The sequence below is a fragment of the Paracoccus sp. (in: a-proteobacteria) genome (assembly GCF_035556475.1).
Lineage (GTDB): Bacteria > Pseudomonadota > Alphaproteobacteria > Rhodobacterales > Rhodobacteraceae > Paracoccus.
The window spans coordinates 1-15,031 of the sequence record NZ_DATMFA010000031.1; the positions used below are offsets into that span (position 1 = coordinate 1).

A 15,031-nucleotide genomic window follows, 5' to 3' on the forward strand; every position below is an offset into this window, starting at 1 on the left:
AGCATCCCCTCCAGCCGCAGCGACGCGCCGGGCAGCGCCGCACCGGCCGGGCGGAGGTGCTGGCGGTAGAGATCGGTGCGGAAATGCGCCATCGCCGCCTGCATCGCCCATGCGGGATCAATGCCGCGCCGCCGCGCGATATTGCCCCCTATCAGCGCGGCGATGCTTTTCCACGGAAAGCTCGCAGCACCGGCATTGAAGGCGATGAAGCCGGGCGCCCCGCGCATCTCTCCGCCCGAGGCGACCATCAGCTTGCCGGCCAACCCCCGTTCCGCCAGTTCCGAGGGCAGGTCGAGATATTCGGCCCGCGACAGGATCTCGGCCGCGGTGCCGCGATGGGCAGGATCATCGAGCCAGCGACCCGCCCGCCAGAGCGCCCGCATCAGCGCGCCAGTCTCGTCCGGCCGGGCCTCGGTGAAATCGCGGCGCAGGACCAGCGCTTTTTCGGGCGGCGCGGCCCAGATCGCAATTCCCGGCAGCAGCAGCGCCGCAACCCCGCGCTCGACAGCGAAGGAGGCCCATGGCTCGCCCACGCAGATTGCATCGACCTCGCCCGCGGCCACGGCATCGGCCATTTTCGGGGGCGGCACGGTGACCAGTTCAAGCTCGTCATGCGAGAAGCCGCAGGCTCCGAGCCAATGGCTCACCAGCTCGAACTGGGTCGAGAAGGTGAAGGGCACGCCGACCCGCAGGACACCCGGCACCGCGCGGCGGAGTGCCTCGCCCGCCGCGCGCGCATCCGCGAAATCAAAGCCATGCCCGAGGGCGCGCAACCGCGTCTCGATCCTGCTGTTGACGGCAAAGGCCTGCCCGCCATGCGAGAGAAACATCACCAGATCGAAGGGTGGCAGATCCGGGCCAAGCCGCAGCGCCTGTCCGATGGGCATGGGGACCAGCATATGCGCCGCGTCGATCAGCCCCGCGCCCAGCATGTCCCGGCTTTGCGCCCATGCGGTCAGCCGCATGAGGTCCAGCTCCAGCCCTTCCTCGGCCGCGAAGCCCATCTCGTGCCCGATGACCAGCGGCGCGGCGTCGATCAGCGGCAGATAACCAAGGCGCAACCGGGTCAGCGGCATGTCAGCAGCCCCGCCGCCATCACCAGTTGCTGGGCGATCTCGGCAACCCGCTTGCCCTGATCCATGGCGGTCTTGCGCAGAAGGGCATAGGCCGCTTCCTCGTCAATGCCGCGCGCCTTCATCAGGACGGCCTTGGCGCGGTCGATGATCTTGCGTTCCTCCAGCGCGGCGCGGGTGGCGGCAAGTTCGGTCCGCATCCGCTGGAACATGTGGAACCGCGCGATGGCAGCGTCGAGGATCGGCTTGATCCTGTCGGGTCGCAGCCCGTCGACCACATAGGCGGAAACTCCGGCCTCGATCGCGGCCCGCGTCAGCTGCTCGTCCGAGCGATCGACAAACATGGCGACCGGCCGTTCGGTCGGACCGGAGGCGAGGGCCAGTTCCTCCAGAATGTCGCGCGACGGATTGGCGAGGTCGATCAGGACGACATCCGGTCGATGCTCGGCAATCTGCCGGGCAAGGCCGGTCTCCTCCGAGATGATGCGGATGTCGTGGTCGCCGACCTCGCGCAGGCCGTCGACGATCGGCAGGGCGCGTTCCTTGTCCGGCTCAACGATGATGATTGAAAGACGCTTTTCCATGTCCCGCCCGACGGATTTGCCCCTGCCCTGCCATTGTGGCGGCGCAAAAGGCAACGCGGAGCCTGCCGAGAAGCACGAGGCCGGCGGCCTTGTTGCCGTCGCATTGTGCAACCGGCCGCCGTCGGGTTCAATAATCAGGCAAATATGGCGTCGATGATCTCGGCCTCGATCGCGGCAAGTTCGGCGCTGCCGCGACTGGTCGGGCCAACGCGCAGGATGTCGACGCGGTGGGTGATACCACCCTGACCGAGGACGATGACCCGGTCGGAAAGCGCCACGGCCTCAGCAACGTCATGGGTTGCAAGGATGGTGGTGAAGCCCGCCTTGGCATGAATGTCGCGGATCAGGCTCTGCAGAGCGAGCCGGGTCGGTGCGTCCAGCTCCCCCAGCGGCTCGTCGAGGAGGAGAAGCTGCGGGTGGCCGACCAATGCACGCGCCAGAGCCACGCGCTGGCACTGATGCCCCGAAAGCTGGGCGGGCCGGAAACCGGCCTCGTCCGAGAGCTGGACCAGCGCCAGCGTTTCGGCAACCGACCCGGGATCCGGCCCGTTTTGCAGGCCCGCCGCCACATTCTCCTCGACCGAGGCCAAGGGCAGCAATCGCGGTTTCGGGAACAGGATGCGCAGCCGGTCGCCTGCCTCTTCGGCGGGGGTATCGTCAATGGTCACGCTGCCTGCCGTGGCCTGATCCAGCCCCGCGATCAGCCGCAGCAGGGTCGACTTGCCGCATCCGGTCTTGCCCAGGACCGAAACGAACTCGCCCGGGCGCACGTTGAGGTCCAGATTGTTCAAAACGCGGTTGCCCTCGAAACTGCGCGAGACATTGCGAACCTTCACCGCAGCGCCGGAATTGTCGCGCAGCATCGGTGGCAGAGGAAAGGCATTCGACATGGTTTCAGCGTTCAGCATGAGCGGGGCTCCATTTCAGGGCACGGCGCGCGGGTGCAGGCGCCATGCGGCGGTTCAATATCGTCATGGCGTCGCGGCCTTTTCAAAGCGCCTGGAGAACTGGCGAGGCCTCTGCTGGCGAGGCCGGGACGGGATAATCGGCAAAGAACGGCGCGAACTGGTTGACCGCCCGGCCAAGGCGCGCCCGCGCGGCCTCGTCGGCCAGCTTGCCACCGACGAAGTCGCGGTCAGAGGCATAGATCCCGGTCGCCAATGGCTGCGCCTCGAAGAAGCCGAAAAGCGGGCGGAGCTGGTGCTCGATCATCAGGGCGTGACGATCGCCGCCGCCGGTTGCGGCCAGCAGGATCGGCTTGCCATGCAACATGCCGGGATCAAGCAGATCGAAGACATGCTTGAACATGCCGCTATAGCTGCCCTTGTGGACCGGGCTGGCAATGACGAGGGCATCCGCGCGGATCAGCGACGTCACCAGTTCCAGCGCCTCGGGCTCAAGGTCGCCAAGCTGGCGCGCAGCACCCAGCGACGGGCCAAGTTCGCCAAGGTCGAAGACATGGCCGACGGCATTGTAGCGGTCCGCCGCAAGATCAACCGCATGCTCGACAAGCGCGCGAGTGCGCGAGGGCGAGGAAAAGCTGCCGGCAAAGCCGGCTATCGTCAGGGTCGACATGTGATCTCCTGTCAGGTTGGTTTGGATAGGACCATCAGGCCAGATTGACGGCTCTGTCATCGGGCAGGCCGGAATGGCGCAGGATCGGGGCAAGGATCGCGCGCCGCGCGATCTCGTGGGCCAGCGCACGGGCATGGGCCGCGCATTCCGGCGCGCCGACCAGCTCACCCACGTGGCCGCGCGCGAGGGGGCCGGCGATCAGGATACGCTCGCTGGCCTTGCCCTGCGCGTCGATGGCGCGACAGGTATCCGTGGTCGCGAGGCCCAGTCCAAGCGGACAGGGCGTGATCAATCCCAGCCGGGCCAGCGCCCCCAAGGCGGGGTTCCAGTCGATCGACCGCCCCTGGGCCGGTCCGGTGGTGATGACGATCTGGTCGAACACGCCGCTGACAAGATCCTGTCCTCCGCGCGGACGCCAGGTGACGCGGACGCCGTTCCATTCGCGTTGGGCGGCGATCAGGTGGCCGGCCTGATATTCCAGCCTCCCCTCGGCCTCGAGAGCATCGAGCAGGTCGCTGACCTGCGGGGCAAGCCGATAGCGATGGACGTCCCAGAAGGTCCGCAGATGCCTGAGCAGCCGCGAGCGGCCCGCATCATCCAGTGCCGACCATATCTGCTGGCCCTGCGCACGCAGCCGGAACATGGTGGCGTGCCAGCTTTGTCCCTTCGCCAGATCATCGACGATCGAATGGCGGACCCTGCGAAGCAGCTCGGCCACGCTGGTGATGGGCGGATCGACGAAATCCTGCTGGCAGTCGTGAACGATCGTTCCATGCGCGCGCGAGCGGAGCCCGTGGCGCGAGATGCAGGTGACGCTGCCTTCAAAACCCTGCCTCTCCAGCGCCGCGATCACGTCGGCCGAACCAAGTGCCGCACCAAGGACAAGAACCCGCGCATCCCGGCGCACCGCCGCAATACGGGCGGGGTCATAGGGATCGGCGATCAGCTCGGGTGAGCCGCTGAGACCAGCCAACACCTTGGGCACCGCGGGGGCAGGATGCCCGGTCGCCAGCACGACAAGATCGGCCCGCATCCGGCTGTCATCAGACAGCAGCAGAACCAAAGCCCCGTCGGGCGCACGCTCGATATCGCCGACGCGGGCGCGGATATGGCGGATGCGTCCGGCGCGCAGATGGGGTGCAAGCCGGTCGCCGACATACTCGCCGAAAAGCGCGCGGCGGGGAAAGCTCTCACCCGTCGCGGTCAGGCTTTCGGGATCCGGGTTGATCCGGCCCTGAGCCTCGGCCTCGGCGATCCATTCCGCGAAATCGTCCCGCCGCTCCGGGTCCACCGTCATGCGCGACGAGGGGACGTTGATGCGGTGCGATGGGTCCGTCGTGGAATAAGCCAGCCCGCGCCCCAGCTCTGCCCGAGGTTCGATCACGGTGATAATTGCCGGCACTTCCATGCGGGCAAGCTGCCAGGCAAGCGAGGCGCCAGTGAAGCCGCCGCCGATGATGACGACACGAAGGCGCGGAGATTGAACCATATTCATCGCCTTAACCTCCCGTCACCAGAACCGGCCGTGGTTTGGCCGGGACCGGGCGATAGTCGTTGCCGACCGTCTCGCCGAAAGGGCCCATATTTGCGTCGAGATCCGCCTTCGGGATCTCGTGATCCAGCGGGAGAAGCGGCAAGACCCGCTCGCCGAAGTTGTAGGCTTCCTCAAGATGGGGATAGCCCGACAGGATGAAGGTATCGATGCCGATCCGTCGATATTCGTCGATGCGCTCGGCCACGGTCTCGGGATCACCGACCAGCGCGGTCCCTGCCCCGCCGCGCACCAGACCAACGCCGGCCCAGAGGTTCGGACTGATAAGCAGCTTGTCGCGGCTGCCGCCATGCAGGTCTGACATGCGGCGCTGACCGACTGAATCCATTCGTGCAAAAGTCTCCTGCGCTCTGGCGATGGTCTGGTCGTCCAGCCTGCTGATCAGGCGGTCCGCCGCCGCCCATGCCTCGGCCTCGGTATCGCGAACGATGACGTGAAGGCGGATGCCGAAGCTGACCTCGCGTCCCTGCGCCTCGGCCAGCCGACGCACGCCCTCGATCTTCTCGCGCACCTGCGCCGGGGGTTCGCCCCAGGTCAGATATTTGTGGACCTGCCGGGCCGCGACCTCGTTCGCCGCATCCGAGGAGCCCCCGAAATAGAGTTGGGGGCCATTCTCCTGCAGCGGGGTGAACAGCAGCTTGCCGTCGGCGATCCTGAAATGCTTGCTTTCGTAATTGACCGTCTGGCCGGCCAGAAGCGCCTTGTAGATGTCGAGAAATTCGCGCGTGACCTCGTAACGCTCGGCATGGTCGAGGTGGATGCCGTCCCCGGCATTCTCGACCGGATCGCCGCCGGTCACGACATTGATCAGCAGCCGTCCGCCCGAAAGGCGATCAAGCGTCGCCGTCATGCGAGCGGCAAGCGCAGGGGATTGAAGGCCCGGCCGCACCGCGACGAGGAAACGCAGCCGCTCGGTCTGCGAGGCGAGCGCCGCGGCCACGACCCAGCTGTCCTCGCAACTGCGGCCGGTCGGCAGGAGAACGCCATAATAGCCCAGCGAATCGGCTGCCTGAGCGATCTGGCGCAGATAAGGCAGATTCACCGCCCGCCCTCCGTCCGCCGTTCCCAGATAGCGGGTATCGCCATGGGTAGGCAGGAACCAGAGAACCTTGATCCTTTGGGGAGTGGGGATGGCCATGTCCGTCCTTTCCTCATCTAGCAGCTTGGCAGTTCAATTCGCGCGCCTGGGCACAGCAGGAGAATACACCAAATCACTACTGAGTATATAGAGATTTAAAGGTTTGCTTGATTTGAGGACAGGTTTCCCCACCTTCGGATGCCGGATGGAAGGCGGTTTCCACGGCGCGTGGGGTGCCGGAAAACCGTTCCGAATTTCCGCAAGCTTCCGACATCATATTGTAATAACACGAATATATCTCATGTCTCCTCCGACGGCCGTATGAGATTGCCCAATTATGAGGCTGCTGTGATTGGTCGGAAGGGCATCAGTCCGACAGGCCCGGTTGAGCCTGCGGCGATGGCGCCCTAGATTGTCGGGGAAGGAATTCAACGCCGAGGAACAGCCGGATGCTTCCCGCGGAAACGAGGTCATTGGCGCCCGCGCCAGCCGATAGCCGCCCGATGACCCGGCGCGAGAACGAGGTGCGCCGTTTCGTCCGCGAGCGTTATGGTCCGCGTGGCACGCTGAGGCTTCACCGCGCGGCCATTGGCGCAGATCTTGTCCGGGCGCCCGTCAATGTGACCCTCGCGCCGGTCTTCCTGCTGCTGCGGATCGTGGCGATGCTGCTTCGGCTGTCCGGCGCGCGACGCGCCTCTGCCTGGCTCGCCTCCCGGCAGGTGTTTCTGACCACCGACATAGCCCGCCAGATCGGGACGGACCTTTCTGGACTTGTCGAGCGTCTGGAAACCATGGGGACAGCCCCCCAAGCGCCCGCCCCGATGATCCAGAACGCGATCAGCGGCTATGCTGAAACCCGGAATGCGGTGTCCGAGATAACCACTTCGATGCTCGTCCTCGTGACCGGATACTTTCTGTTCTACCAGCCCACGCTTGGCGTCTTCTCGCTCGCCCTGCCGGTCGCAGAGATGAGGGCGCATGCACAGGCGGTGGACGGCTTCGCCTTGGGACGCTGGGCGGGCGGCCTCTGGTATGGCATTTTTCCGAGCAGCCTTTCCACGACGGAGCTCATCCTGACGGGCATCGTCCTTTCGGTCATTGCGTCTCTGGTGACGACCTTTGCCGGGATCATCGCCGATCCTGTTCAGGTCTGGACCGGCATCCACCGGCGCCGCCTGCTTCGCCTGCTGGCCCGGCTGGACCGGGGGCAGGAAGCCTCCGGTCTTGAGCGCGAGCATATCCTGGCCCGGATTGGCGATCTGGGCGATATCGCCTCTTCGATCTGGCGGGTCTGGCGGTAGTTTTCGCTGCGGTATCGTTGCGGAATATGGCGATACGACGCTGCTTGTCAGGATGAAGGTTTTCGGCATCGGGCATCGCTGTAGCCACCTTCGGTGGAACTCAACGCTTGCCAGAAAGGCACGGTCGAGCACTCCGATGGCCGGATACGACGCTGCGGGCAGGCCTGATCGTGCAGATCCACAACGCTGTCGCCCGCGATGGCGCGTTCCGCCATGAAACCTTCAGCAAATCGGGACACTCCCGGGCGGGGCTGGTCACTTGGGTGCGATGTCCTCCAAACATCCCGAGAACTGGTTCAAGCCGCCATGTTCCGGCCTGATCCTACCCATGGGAACCCACGGCTATCTCGCCATCCGTGGCCGCCGCAAGACGCGCAACTTGCCGCTGTTTCCACCGCCGCAGAAGAACCTTTCAGCACCATCGGATTCGAGACCCGAGATGATTTTTCCCTCGGGCATCTTCAGGCTTTCCAGCACGACGCCGGTGAGCGGGTCGATCTGGCGCAGCTCGCTTTGCTCGTTTTCCCATGTGCCATGCCAGAGCTCGCCCTCGACCCAGCTGACCCCGGTGACAAAGCGGTCCGAGCGGATCTCGCGCTGCACCTCGCCGGTCTCCGCATCGATCTGAACGATCGTCCGCCCGTCATATTGCCCCACCCAAAGCGAGCCCTCGGACCACGCCAGACCTGACGCCTGCCCGCCTCCCGGCGCCGGAATCGTTGCGACCACCCTGCCATCGGCCGGGTCGATCTTGCGGATCAGGGATTGCGCAATCTGATAGAGATGGCGGCCGTCGAAGGCCGTTCCGGCATCGGCAAGCACATCGAGCATCTGTCCGGCTGCGCCAGTTTCGGGATCGATGGCGAGCAGGTGATCGCCGGTTGCGACCCAGACGCTCCGGCCATCGAAGCTGACCCCGTGGATTGCATCGGCCTCGGGAAAGGGACCGTATTCGCGGAGGATTTCGGCTTGGTGTTTCATGTTTCCATCTTACTCCCGAAGGGTACTCACCGGGAGCAACAATCCTGTCGGGAAACCCGGAACCCCCGCGAATGTCCAGCGCCGCGATCTGCCGTGGCCGAACCATTCGACCTTACCGGACCGGCTCAGCGCATCAAGCATACGCTGCACCGTGCGCGGACTGACATCCAGCGCGAGGGCGAGGCCCGAACTGCTCCAGGATTCGCCATCGGCAAGAAGCGCCAGAATATCCGCATGCCGCCCCTCGACCGGGGGGGCAAGGACCGCAGGAATGCTTTTTTGCGGCTTCAGGGTGTAACCCCGGCGCGTCGCAGCAACTCCGGCCAGAGGGGCAACCATCTTGCGCAGCCTGGCAATCTCGACCCGCAGGCGGGCCCGGTGCGAGTCATCGGCCTGCCTGGCGCGAAAGACGCGCTGCAACAGATGCTCGCGCGGGACATCATTCGGCCAAGCCTCGGCCAGGGCGCGGACCAGCCCGAAGAGGATCGGTCGGCCGCTCAGATCCATGATATGCGGACCCTGACGCAGCAGGTTCCGGCACGCATCGACCACCAGCCGGTCCGAGGCCAGAACCTTTTCGACCTCGGCGAGGCCAAGGCTGCGCTCCGTTCCTTCGATGATCAGCCGGGCCGCCGGTGCCCGGAGGGCTTGCCGGGCGGTTTCCACCTCGGCCAGCACTGACGGAACTGAGGCAAGGCGCGCCGCATGGGCCGCCCGGGACAGGGCGATACGGGCTGCACCGGCCTCGACCCGGCGCATCGCGATGCCCACCGCGACAAGCCAATAGCCCGGTCGCGACACGCCGGGCACCATCGCGGGATCAATCGAGGACAGAAGGTCTTCGGCTTGATCCAACCGACCGAGAAGCAGGGCTAGTCGCGCTTGCAGGTAGGTCGCATGGGCAAGGTTGGACCGGTCGCCATGTGTCTCGAGGATGCTTCCCGTGTCCTGCAACAGCTCCGTCAGCCCGCCCAGATCGCGCAGCACCAGCGAGATTTCGGCCATTGCCAGATTGCATCTGGCGACCGTCAGGGGTGAGCCGGGACCGAAACCGCCGGCGGCGTCGCGCAGCAGATCGCGGGCACGCGGCAAATCGCCCAGTTGCGCCATGGCAATCCCCCGCAACGCGCGGGCATGGGGGTCGTCGCGCAGGGCCACGCGCTTCAAGGCCCCCAATGCGTCGCCCGAGGCAAGGGCCCGTGCAGCAGCCCCGATCACCGGATCCATCGCAATCCCGCCATGTTTGTTACTCACTCACGGTCCGCGACCGGCCGTAACCTCACCTTGCGCATCACCATCAGGCAGGAGGCGAGACATGACAATGGCGAAGGATTACGCGGGTTGGCTCTCCCTGGCCGCATCGCCGAGCTTTGCGGTGATGGCAGTGATGAGTGCGTTGGACGGAGGAGGTCTCTGCCTCTCGGCACCCGGCTCCTCGCCGCTGAGCGGCATGACCGGGATGTACCTCCTGATGAGCGTCTTTCACCTGCCACCCTGGTTGCGGCTGATTGCCCGCTTGGCGGGTTCCCCTCGCAATTCCAGATTAACGGAGAATAACCCATGACACCGGCAATCGTTTCGCGCGAAGAATGGCTCGACGCCCGCAAGTCACTGCTGGCCCGCGAGCGCGCCATGACCCACGAACTGGACGCGCTGCGGGCGCAGCGGCGCGAGCTTCCCTGGGTCCGGCTCGACAAGACCTATATCTTCGACGGCCCGAGCGGCGAGAGATCGCTTGGCGACCTGTTCGACGGTCGCAGCCAACTGGCCATCTACCATTTCATGTTGACACCGGGATCGGACCACATCTGCTCGGGCTGTTCCTTCATTGCCGACCACGTCGACGCAGCGCGGCAGCATTTCGAGCAAGCCGACCTCTCCTTCGCCGCAATTTCGCGGGTTCCGGTAGAGCGGATCGAGGCGGTGAAAAAACGGATGAGGTGGACCTTTCCCTGGCTGTCCTCTGCGCGCAACAGCTTCAACTTCGATTTCGCCGTCTCCTTCACCCCCGAGGATCGCGAGGCCGGCCGCGCCATCTATAATTACGGGACGGTCATCCGAAACAGCCCGGACATGTTCGGGACAAGCATCTTTGCGAAGGATGAGAGCGGGGACATCTTCCACACCTATTCGACCTACCATCGCGGCAACGAGCTTCAGATCGGCGCCTTCAACTGGCTCGATCTGACCCCGAAGGGCCGCAACGAGACCGGCACCATGAACTGGGTGCGCCTGCACGACGAGTACTGACGGAAACCTTGCGGAGCGGCCGGCAGCGCCGCTCCGCAATTCGCTCGTCTGCGCGACCGCTCCGCAATCGGACGGCAACCGTTAGGCGTCTCGATCAGTGGACAGATGACCACGGGATCAGGGTACGAAACCCTTCACCAAATCAGCGACATTCTCATCGCCAGGTCGGCGCAAGATTGCGCCGCGATTTTTTGCCATGTCGGGATCGGATGCCAGCCCGGCGGCCGAAAAGACCCTGCTCAAACGTCCTTGCAGAAAGCATCATAGAGCGCGGCCATCAGGACCATCAGATCAGGGTCGCTGATCCGGTAGAAGATGGTCTGACTCTCGCGGCGGGTGTCGACCATTCCAGCCTCGCGCAGCTTGGCCAGATGTTGGCTCAGCGCGGATTGGCTCAGATCGACGGCCTGCTGCAGCGCGCCTACCGAGCGTTCGCCATTTGCCAGCTCGCACAGGATCAGCAGGCGCTTGGCATTGGCAACCAAGGCCAGCCGCCCCGCGACATAATCTGCGCGGTCCTGCAAGGCTTGAGTTGAACGTTTGTTCATATCCATTATATTAGCATTGACTGATTTAGGCACGCTTAATATATAAAGCGCGACGGCGCCTGGGGCAAGTGCCCTATGACTACGGAGGAAGCGCATGAATATGGGGATCGAAACTGCATTCACGCCTTGGGCCTCGCTGTTTGGCGGCATGCTGATCGGGTTGAGCGCGGTGATGGTGATGGGGCTGTTCGGGCGCATCGCGGGCATCTCTGGCATAGCCCAAGGGGCCATGGGACTGCCCGGCGCGGCAAAAGACCGCGACTGGCGATGGGCTTTCCTGGCCGGACTGGTCGTGGCGCCGCTTGGCATCGTGGCCTTCGGCGGCACAGTGCAGCAGGTCGTTTCGGACAACTTCGCCGGCATGGCCCTTGCAGGTCTGCTGGTCGGCTTCGGCACGGCCCTTGGCTCGGGCTGCACCTCGGGGCACGGGGTCTGCGGGTTGGCCCGGCTGTCGGGCCGGTCTTTCGCGGCGGTAGCGGCCTTCATGGCGACGGGCTTTGCGACAGTCTTCGTACTGCGCCACATCCTGGGAGGTGCATGATGCGGATATTGTGGGGATTTCTGTCAGGTCTGGTCTTTGGGCTGGGGCTGGTGATCTCGGGCATGGCCAATCCGGCAAAGGTGCTGAACTTCCTCGACCTCGCGGGAAGTTGGGATCCGAGCCTTGCCTTCGTCATGGGCGGGGCCATGCTGACCGCGTTCATCGGCTATCGCCTGGTCTGGCGGCGCCGGGCGCCAGTGCTGGAACCGACCTTCGACCTTCCGAAGAACCGCGCCATAGACCGGCCTCTGCTTGTCGGGGCGGCGCTGTTCGGGATCGGCTGGGGGATCGGCGGCTTCTGCCCCGGCCCGGCCTTCACCGCCCTTCCCCTCCTCGCGCCGGGTACGCTGATCTTTCTGCCCGCGATGCTGGCGGGCCTGTGGCTTGGCGCCCGGGTCAAGGCAGGTGGTTATCTGCAAGGAAAGGGAATGACATCATGAGCAAGTCCAAGCTGACCGAGCGGGTCGTCCGCCATTCGCCCTCGACCGGCGCTGGCAGCCCCGATGTCTGGGGGATCTACGAACCCGATACCGGTTCGATCCAGTATGTCTGTGCCGATCCCGTAACGAAACAGGCCGCGTTGATCGACGTGGTCTGGAACTTCGATCCCAAGAACTACCGCTTCTCGACCGAAAGCATGGACCAAGTGCTTGATCTGGTGCGGCAGAACGGATTGACGGTCCAGTGGGTGCTGGACACCCATCCCCATGCCGACCACGTCATGGCCTCGGCGCTCTTGAAGGAGCGCACCGGCGCGCCGGCGGCCATTGGCGAGAAGGTCCATGACATCGCCGGGATCTGGGCCGGACTCTACAACCTGCCGGGGATCTTCGACCCGGTCCACAACTTCGACCATCTGTTCACGGCCGGAGAGACCTTCCGCATCGGCGATCTCGAGGCGCGCGTGATGCTGTCGCCCGGCCATACGCTGGGGTCGGTCACCTATGTCTGCGGAGATGCGGCCTTTGTCCATGACACGCTGATGCAGCCCGATGTCGGCACTTCGCGGGCCGATTTCCCGGGCGGCGACACGGAACAGCTGTGGGATTCGATCCAGGCAATCCTGTCCCTGCCCGGTGACACGCGCCTGTTCGTCGGCCATGACTACGGCACCGACAGCCGCAAGGAGCCGATGTGGGAGGCGACGGTCGCCCGCCACCGCGCCGAGAACCGTCACGTCAAGGACGGCACCCGGCGCGAGGACTGGATCGCAATCCGCGATGCCCGCGACATCACCCTGCCTTTGCCGGATCGGATTCTGGCTGCGCTGCAGGTCAACCTGCGCGGCGGCCGACTGCCCGAACCCGAAAGCGACGGGAACCATTATCTCAAGATCCCCGTGAACAGGTTTCCCGCCCCACAGAAGAAGGCCACGACGATGAAGGATCTGGTCGCGGATGCGCTAAGCCGCGTCGCAACCATTTCGCCCGAACATGCCGCCAGGGATGAAGGGTCGCTCGTCCTCGACGTGCGCGAGTCGGGGGAACTCGAGGCTCATGGGCGCGTGCCCGGCGCCCTGAATATCCCCCGCGGTCTGGTGGAAAGCCGCGCCGATGCAACCGCGACGACCGCGGAACCGCGCCTGACCGATCGGCGCGAGGCAGGATGCGTTCATGTTCTGTGCGCGTCCGGTGCCCGCGCGGCGCTGGTGGCCGACACCCTGCGCATCATGGGATACAAGGCCTCGGTCATCGAAGGCGGGTTCGAAACCTGGAAGGCCAGGGGCCTTCCGGTCGAGAGCTGAGCCATGAACAGGCTGGCCCGCTTTCTGCCGGTCCTGCAATGGGGTCGTGCCTATGACCGGCACGACCTCGTCGGCGATGGGATGGCAGCCCTGATCGTCACGATCATGCTGATCCCGCAATCGCTGGCCTATGCCATGCTGGCCGGCCTGCCGCCCGTGATCGGCCTCTATGCGTCGATCCTGCCGCTGGCGGTTTATGCGCTTTTCGGCAGCAGCCGCACCCTGTCCGTCGGCCCTGTCGCAGTGGTTTCGCTGCTGACGGCTACGGCCGCATCTGGTGTCGCGTCGCCCGGCAGCCCCGAATATCTGGCGGCGGCGCTGGCGCTTGCGCTCCTGTCGGGGTTGATCCTGGTCGGAATGGGGATCTTTCGGCTCGGCTTCGTGGCAAACCTGCTTTCCCATCCGGTCATTTCCGGCTTCATCACGGCCTCCAGCCTGCTGATCGCCACGGGACAGCTGAAGCATGTGCTGGGGATCAAGGCCGATGGTGGCACCCTGCCCGCGATGCTCGCCTCGCTGTTCGGAAACCTGTCTCAGACTCATTGGCCGACGCTGGCGGTCGGGGCGCTGGCGACGGCCTTCCTGTTCTGGTCACGCCGCTATCTGAAGCCAACGCTCATCCGGTTGGGCGTGCCCCTCTCTGCGGCCGCAATGCTGGCGCGTACCGGGCCCGTTCTGGTGGTCGCGGCATCTATCGCCTCTGTCCTCCTTCTGGATCTGGAGGTGGCCGTGGTGGGACAGGTGCCGCAGGGGTTGCCGCCGCTCTCTCTGCCGGGCTTCGACCCCGGGCTCTGGATCACGCTGCTGCCCGCGGCCTTTCTGATCGCGCTGATCGGTTTCGTGGAATCCGTGTCGGTCGCGCAGACGCTGGCCGCCAAGCGCCGTCAGTCGATCAGCCCCAATCAGGAGTTGATCGGCCTTGGCATGGCCAACCTCGCTGCGGCCTTTTCCTCGGGCTATCCCGTTACTGGCGGTTTTGCACGCTCGGTCGTCAATTTCGACGCAGGCGCCCGCACGCCTGCCGCGGGGGCCTTCACCGCCATCGGCATTGCCCTGGCCTCGCTGTTCCTGACGCCGCTGCTTTATCACCTGCCCATCGCGGTGCTGGCGGCAACCATCATAACCGCCGTGCTGAGTCTGGCCGATTTCGGCGCTTTGCGGCGCACCTGGAAATACTCCCGCTCGGACTTCGTTGCGCTTGCCTCCACGCTGGCGGTGACGCTGCTGGACGGCGTCGAGACCGGGATCATGGCAGGCGTCGCGGTATCGGTGCTGCTGCATCTGTGGGCCAGTTCGCGACCGCATGTGGCGGTGATCGGTCAGGTGCCCGGCACCCAGCATTTCCGCAACGTGCTTCGCCACCGCGTGATCTGCACTCCCGAGGTGCTGGGCCTGCGCATCGACGAAAGCCTGTTCTTCGCCAATGCCCGCGCGATCGAGAACGTCATCCAGCAGGAGGTCGCCACGCACCCGCAACTGCGCCACGTGGTCCTGAACTGCGCCGCCGTCAACAGCATCGACGCAAGTGCGCTTGAAAGCCTTGAGCTGGTCATGCACCGCCTGTCCGACGCGGGCATCGCCCTGCACCTTTCCGAAGTGAAAGGCCCGGTCATGGACCGTCTGGAGCGCAGCGATTTCCTCCACCACCTGACGGGACAGGTTCACCTGTCGCATTATCAGGCGGTTCAGGCACTTGCCCCGCAGGAGAATGAGCCCACGCACCTGACAAGCCTTCGCGGCGTCTCCGGGTAACCACCGCCGAGACATGAGAAAAGGCCGGGCGATCACTCCTCGCCCGACCTTT

At 65.1% G+C, this 15,031-nt stretch carries 16 protein-coding genes and 1 pseudogene; 8 read left to right on the forward strand and 9 right to left on the reverse strand.

Annotated features, from left to right (window positions below; genetic code table 11):
* The 6 genes from VNQ78_RS04015 to ssuD all read right to left on the reverse strand — a co-directional run.
* The coding region (locus VNQ78_RS04015; protein ID WP_325686841.1) for an ABC transporter substrate-binding protein at positions 1-1,076 on the reverse strand (1,076 nt) is incomplete at its 3' end.
* Positions 1,067-1,657, reverse strand: a complete 591-nt coding sequence (locus tag VNQ78_RS04020) for an ANTAR domain-containing response regulator (protein WP_325686843.1) — start codon at positions 1,655-1,657, stop codon at positions 1,067-1,069. The genes VNQ78_RS04015 and VNQ78_RS04020, both read right to left, overlap by 10 nt.
* A 134-nt stretch (positions 1,658-1,791) precedes the next feature.
* Positions 1,792-2,565 (reverse strand): ABC transporter ATP-binding protein, encoded by a 774-nt coding sequence (locus VNQ78_RS04025; protein ID WP_325686845.1) that lies wholly within the window; start codon positions 2,563-2,565, stop codon positions 1,792-1,794.
* 82 nt (positions 2,566-2,647) lie between these two features.
* Positions 2,648-3,232, reverse strand: a complete 585-nt coding sequence (locus tag VNQ78_RS04030) for an NAD(P)H-dependent oxidoreductase (protein ID WP_325686847.1) — start codon at positions 3,230-3,232, stop codon at positions 2,648-2,650.
* A gap of 34 nt (positions 3,233-3,266) precedes the next feature.
* Entirely contained in the window at positions 3,267-4,727 is a 1,461-nt protein-coding gene (locus VNQ78_RS04035) for an FAD/NAD(P)-binding protein (protein WP_325686849.1), read from the reverse strand.
* Positions 4,728-4,731: 4 nt separating this feature from the next.
* Positions 4,732-5,898 carry an FMNH2-dependent alkanesulfonate monooxygenase gene (gene ssuD / locus VNQ78_RS04040; protein WP_349255695.1) on the reverse strand — a complete coding sequence of 389 codons (1,167 nt, stop codon included), beginning with the start codon at positions 5,896-5,898 and terminating at the stop codon, positions 4,732-4,734.
* Positions 5,899-6,311: 413 nt separating this feature from the next.
* Between ssuD and VNQ78_RS04045 the strand changes: the two genes are divergently transcribed.
* Positions 6,312-7,163 carry a DUF6635 family protein gene (locus VNQ78_RS04045; protein ID WP_325686853.1) on the forward strand — a complete coding sequence of 284 codons (852 nt, stop codon included), beginning with the start codon at positions 6,312-6,314 and terminating at the stop codon, positions 7,161-7,163.
* Positions 7,164-7,505: 342 nt separating this feature from the next.
* Here the strand turns inward: VNQ78_RS04045 and VNQ78_RS04050 are convergent, their stop codons facing one another.
* Together VNQ78_RS04050 and VNQ78_RS04055 are read right to left on the reverse strand one after the other, a co-directional pair.
* Complete coding sequence (locus VNQ78_RS04050; RefSeq protein WP_325686855.1) at positions 7,506-8,144, reverse strand: glutamine cyclotransferase; 639 nt, start codon at positions 8,142-8,144, stop codon at positions 7,506-7,508.
* A gap of 9 nt (positions 8,145-8,153) precedes the next feature.
* Positions 8,154-9,398 (reverse strand): HTH domain-containing protein, encoded by a 1,245-nt coding sequence (locus VNQ78_RS04055; protein WP_325686857.1) that lies wholly within the window; start codon positions 9,396-9,398, stop codon positions 8,154-8,156.
* A gap of 61 nt (positions 9,399-9,459) precedes the next feature.
* On the opposite strand from VNQ78_RS04055, the gene VNQ78_RS04060 reads away from it, so the two are divergent.
* Both VNQ78_RS04060 and VNQ78_RS04065 read left to right on the forward strand, forming a co-directional pair.
* The gene (locus tag VNQ78_RS04060; RefSeq protein WP_325686859.1) at positions 9,460-9,708 is read left to right on the forward strand and encodes a hypothetical protein; all 249 of its coding nucleotides are present in this window, start codon (positions 9,460-9,462) and stop codon (positions 9,706-9,708) included.
* On the forward strand, positions 9,705-10,394 hold the full coding sequence (locus tag VNQ78_RS04065) for a thioredoxin family protein (RefSeq protein ID WP_325686861.1): 690 nt from the start codon (positions 9,705-9,707) through the stop codon (positions 10,392-10,394). The genes VNQ78_RS04060 and VNQ78_RS04065 overlap by 4 nt, the downstream gene beginning before the upstream one ends.
* A 239-nt stretch (positions 10,395-10,633) precedes the next feature.
* Here the strand turns inward: VNQ78_RS04065 and VNQ78_RS04070 are convergent, their stop codons facing one another.
* A complete protein-coding gene (locus tag VNQ78_RS04070) occupies positions 10,634-10,948 on the reverse strand; it encodes a metalloregulator ArsR/SmtB family transcription factor (protein ID WP_325686863.1) in 315 nt (104 codons plus the stop codon).
* An 88-nt stretch (positions 10,949-11,036) separates the two neighbouring features.
* On the opposite strand from VNQ78_RS04070, the gene VNQ78_RS04075 reads away from it, so the two are divergent.
* The 5 genes and pseudogenes from VNQ78_RS04075 to VNQ78_RS04095 all read left to right on the forward strand — a co-directional run bounded on the left by VNQ78_RS04075 (position 11,037) and on the right by VNQ78_RS04095 (position 14,979).
* Positions 11,037-11,483 carry a YeeE/YedE family protein gene (locus tag VNQ78_RS04075; protein ID WP_325686865.1) on the forward strand — a complete coding sequence of 149 codons (447 nt, stop codon included), beginning with the start codon at positions 11,037-11,039 and terminating at the stop codon, positions 11,481-11,483.
* Entirely contained in the window at positions 11,483-11,923 is a 441-nt protein-coding gene (locus VNQ78_RS04080; protein WP_325686867.1) for a DUF6691 family protein, read from the forward strand. Before VNQ78_RS04075 ends, VNQ78_RS04080 begins: the two co-directional genes overlap by 1 nt.
* Positions 11,920-12,834, forward strand: a pseudogene (locus VNQ78_RS04085) (MBL fold metallo-hydrolase); the annotation flags it as partial. The gene VNQ78_RS04080 and the pseudogene VNQ78_RS04085, both read left to right, overlap by 4 nt.
* A 27-nt stretch (positions 12,835-12,861) precedes the next feature.
* Positions 12,862-13,227: a rhodanese-like domain-containing protein gene (locus tag VNQ78_RS04090; protein ID WP_325686921.1), complete on the forward strand. Its 366-nt coding sequence runs from the start codon at positions 12,862-12,864 to the stop codon at positions 13,225-13,227.
* A 3-nt stretch (positions 13,228-13,230) separates the two neighbouring features.
* Complete coding sequence (locus VNQ78_RS04095; protein ID WP_325686869.1) at positions 13,231-14,979, forward strand: SulP family inorganic anion transporter; 1,749 nt, start codon at positions 13,231-13,233, stop codon at positions 14,977-14,979.
* The last annotated feature ends 52 nt before the right edge of the window (positions 14,980-15,031 follow it).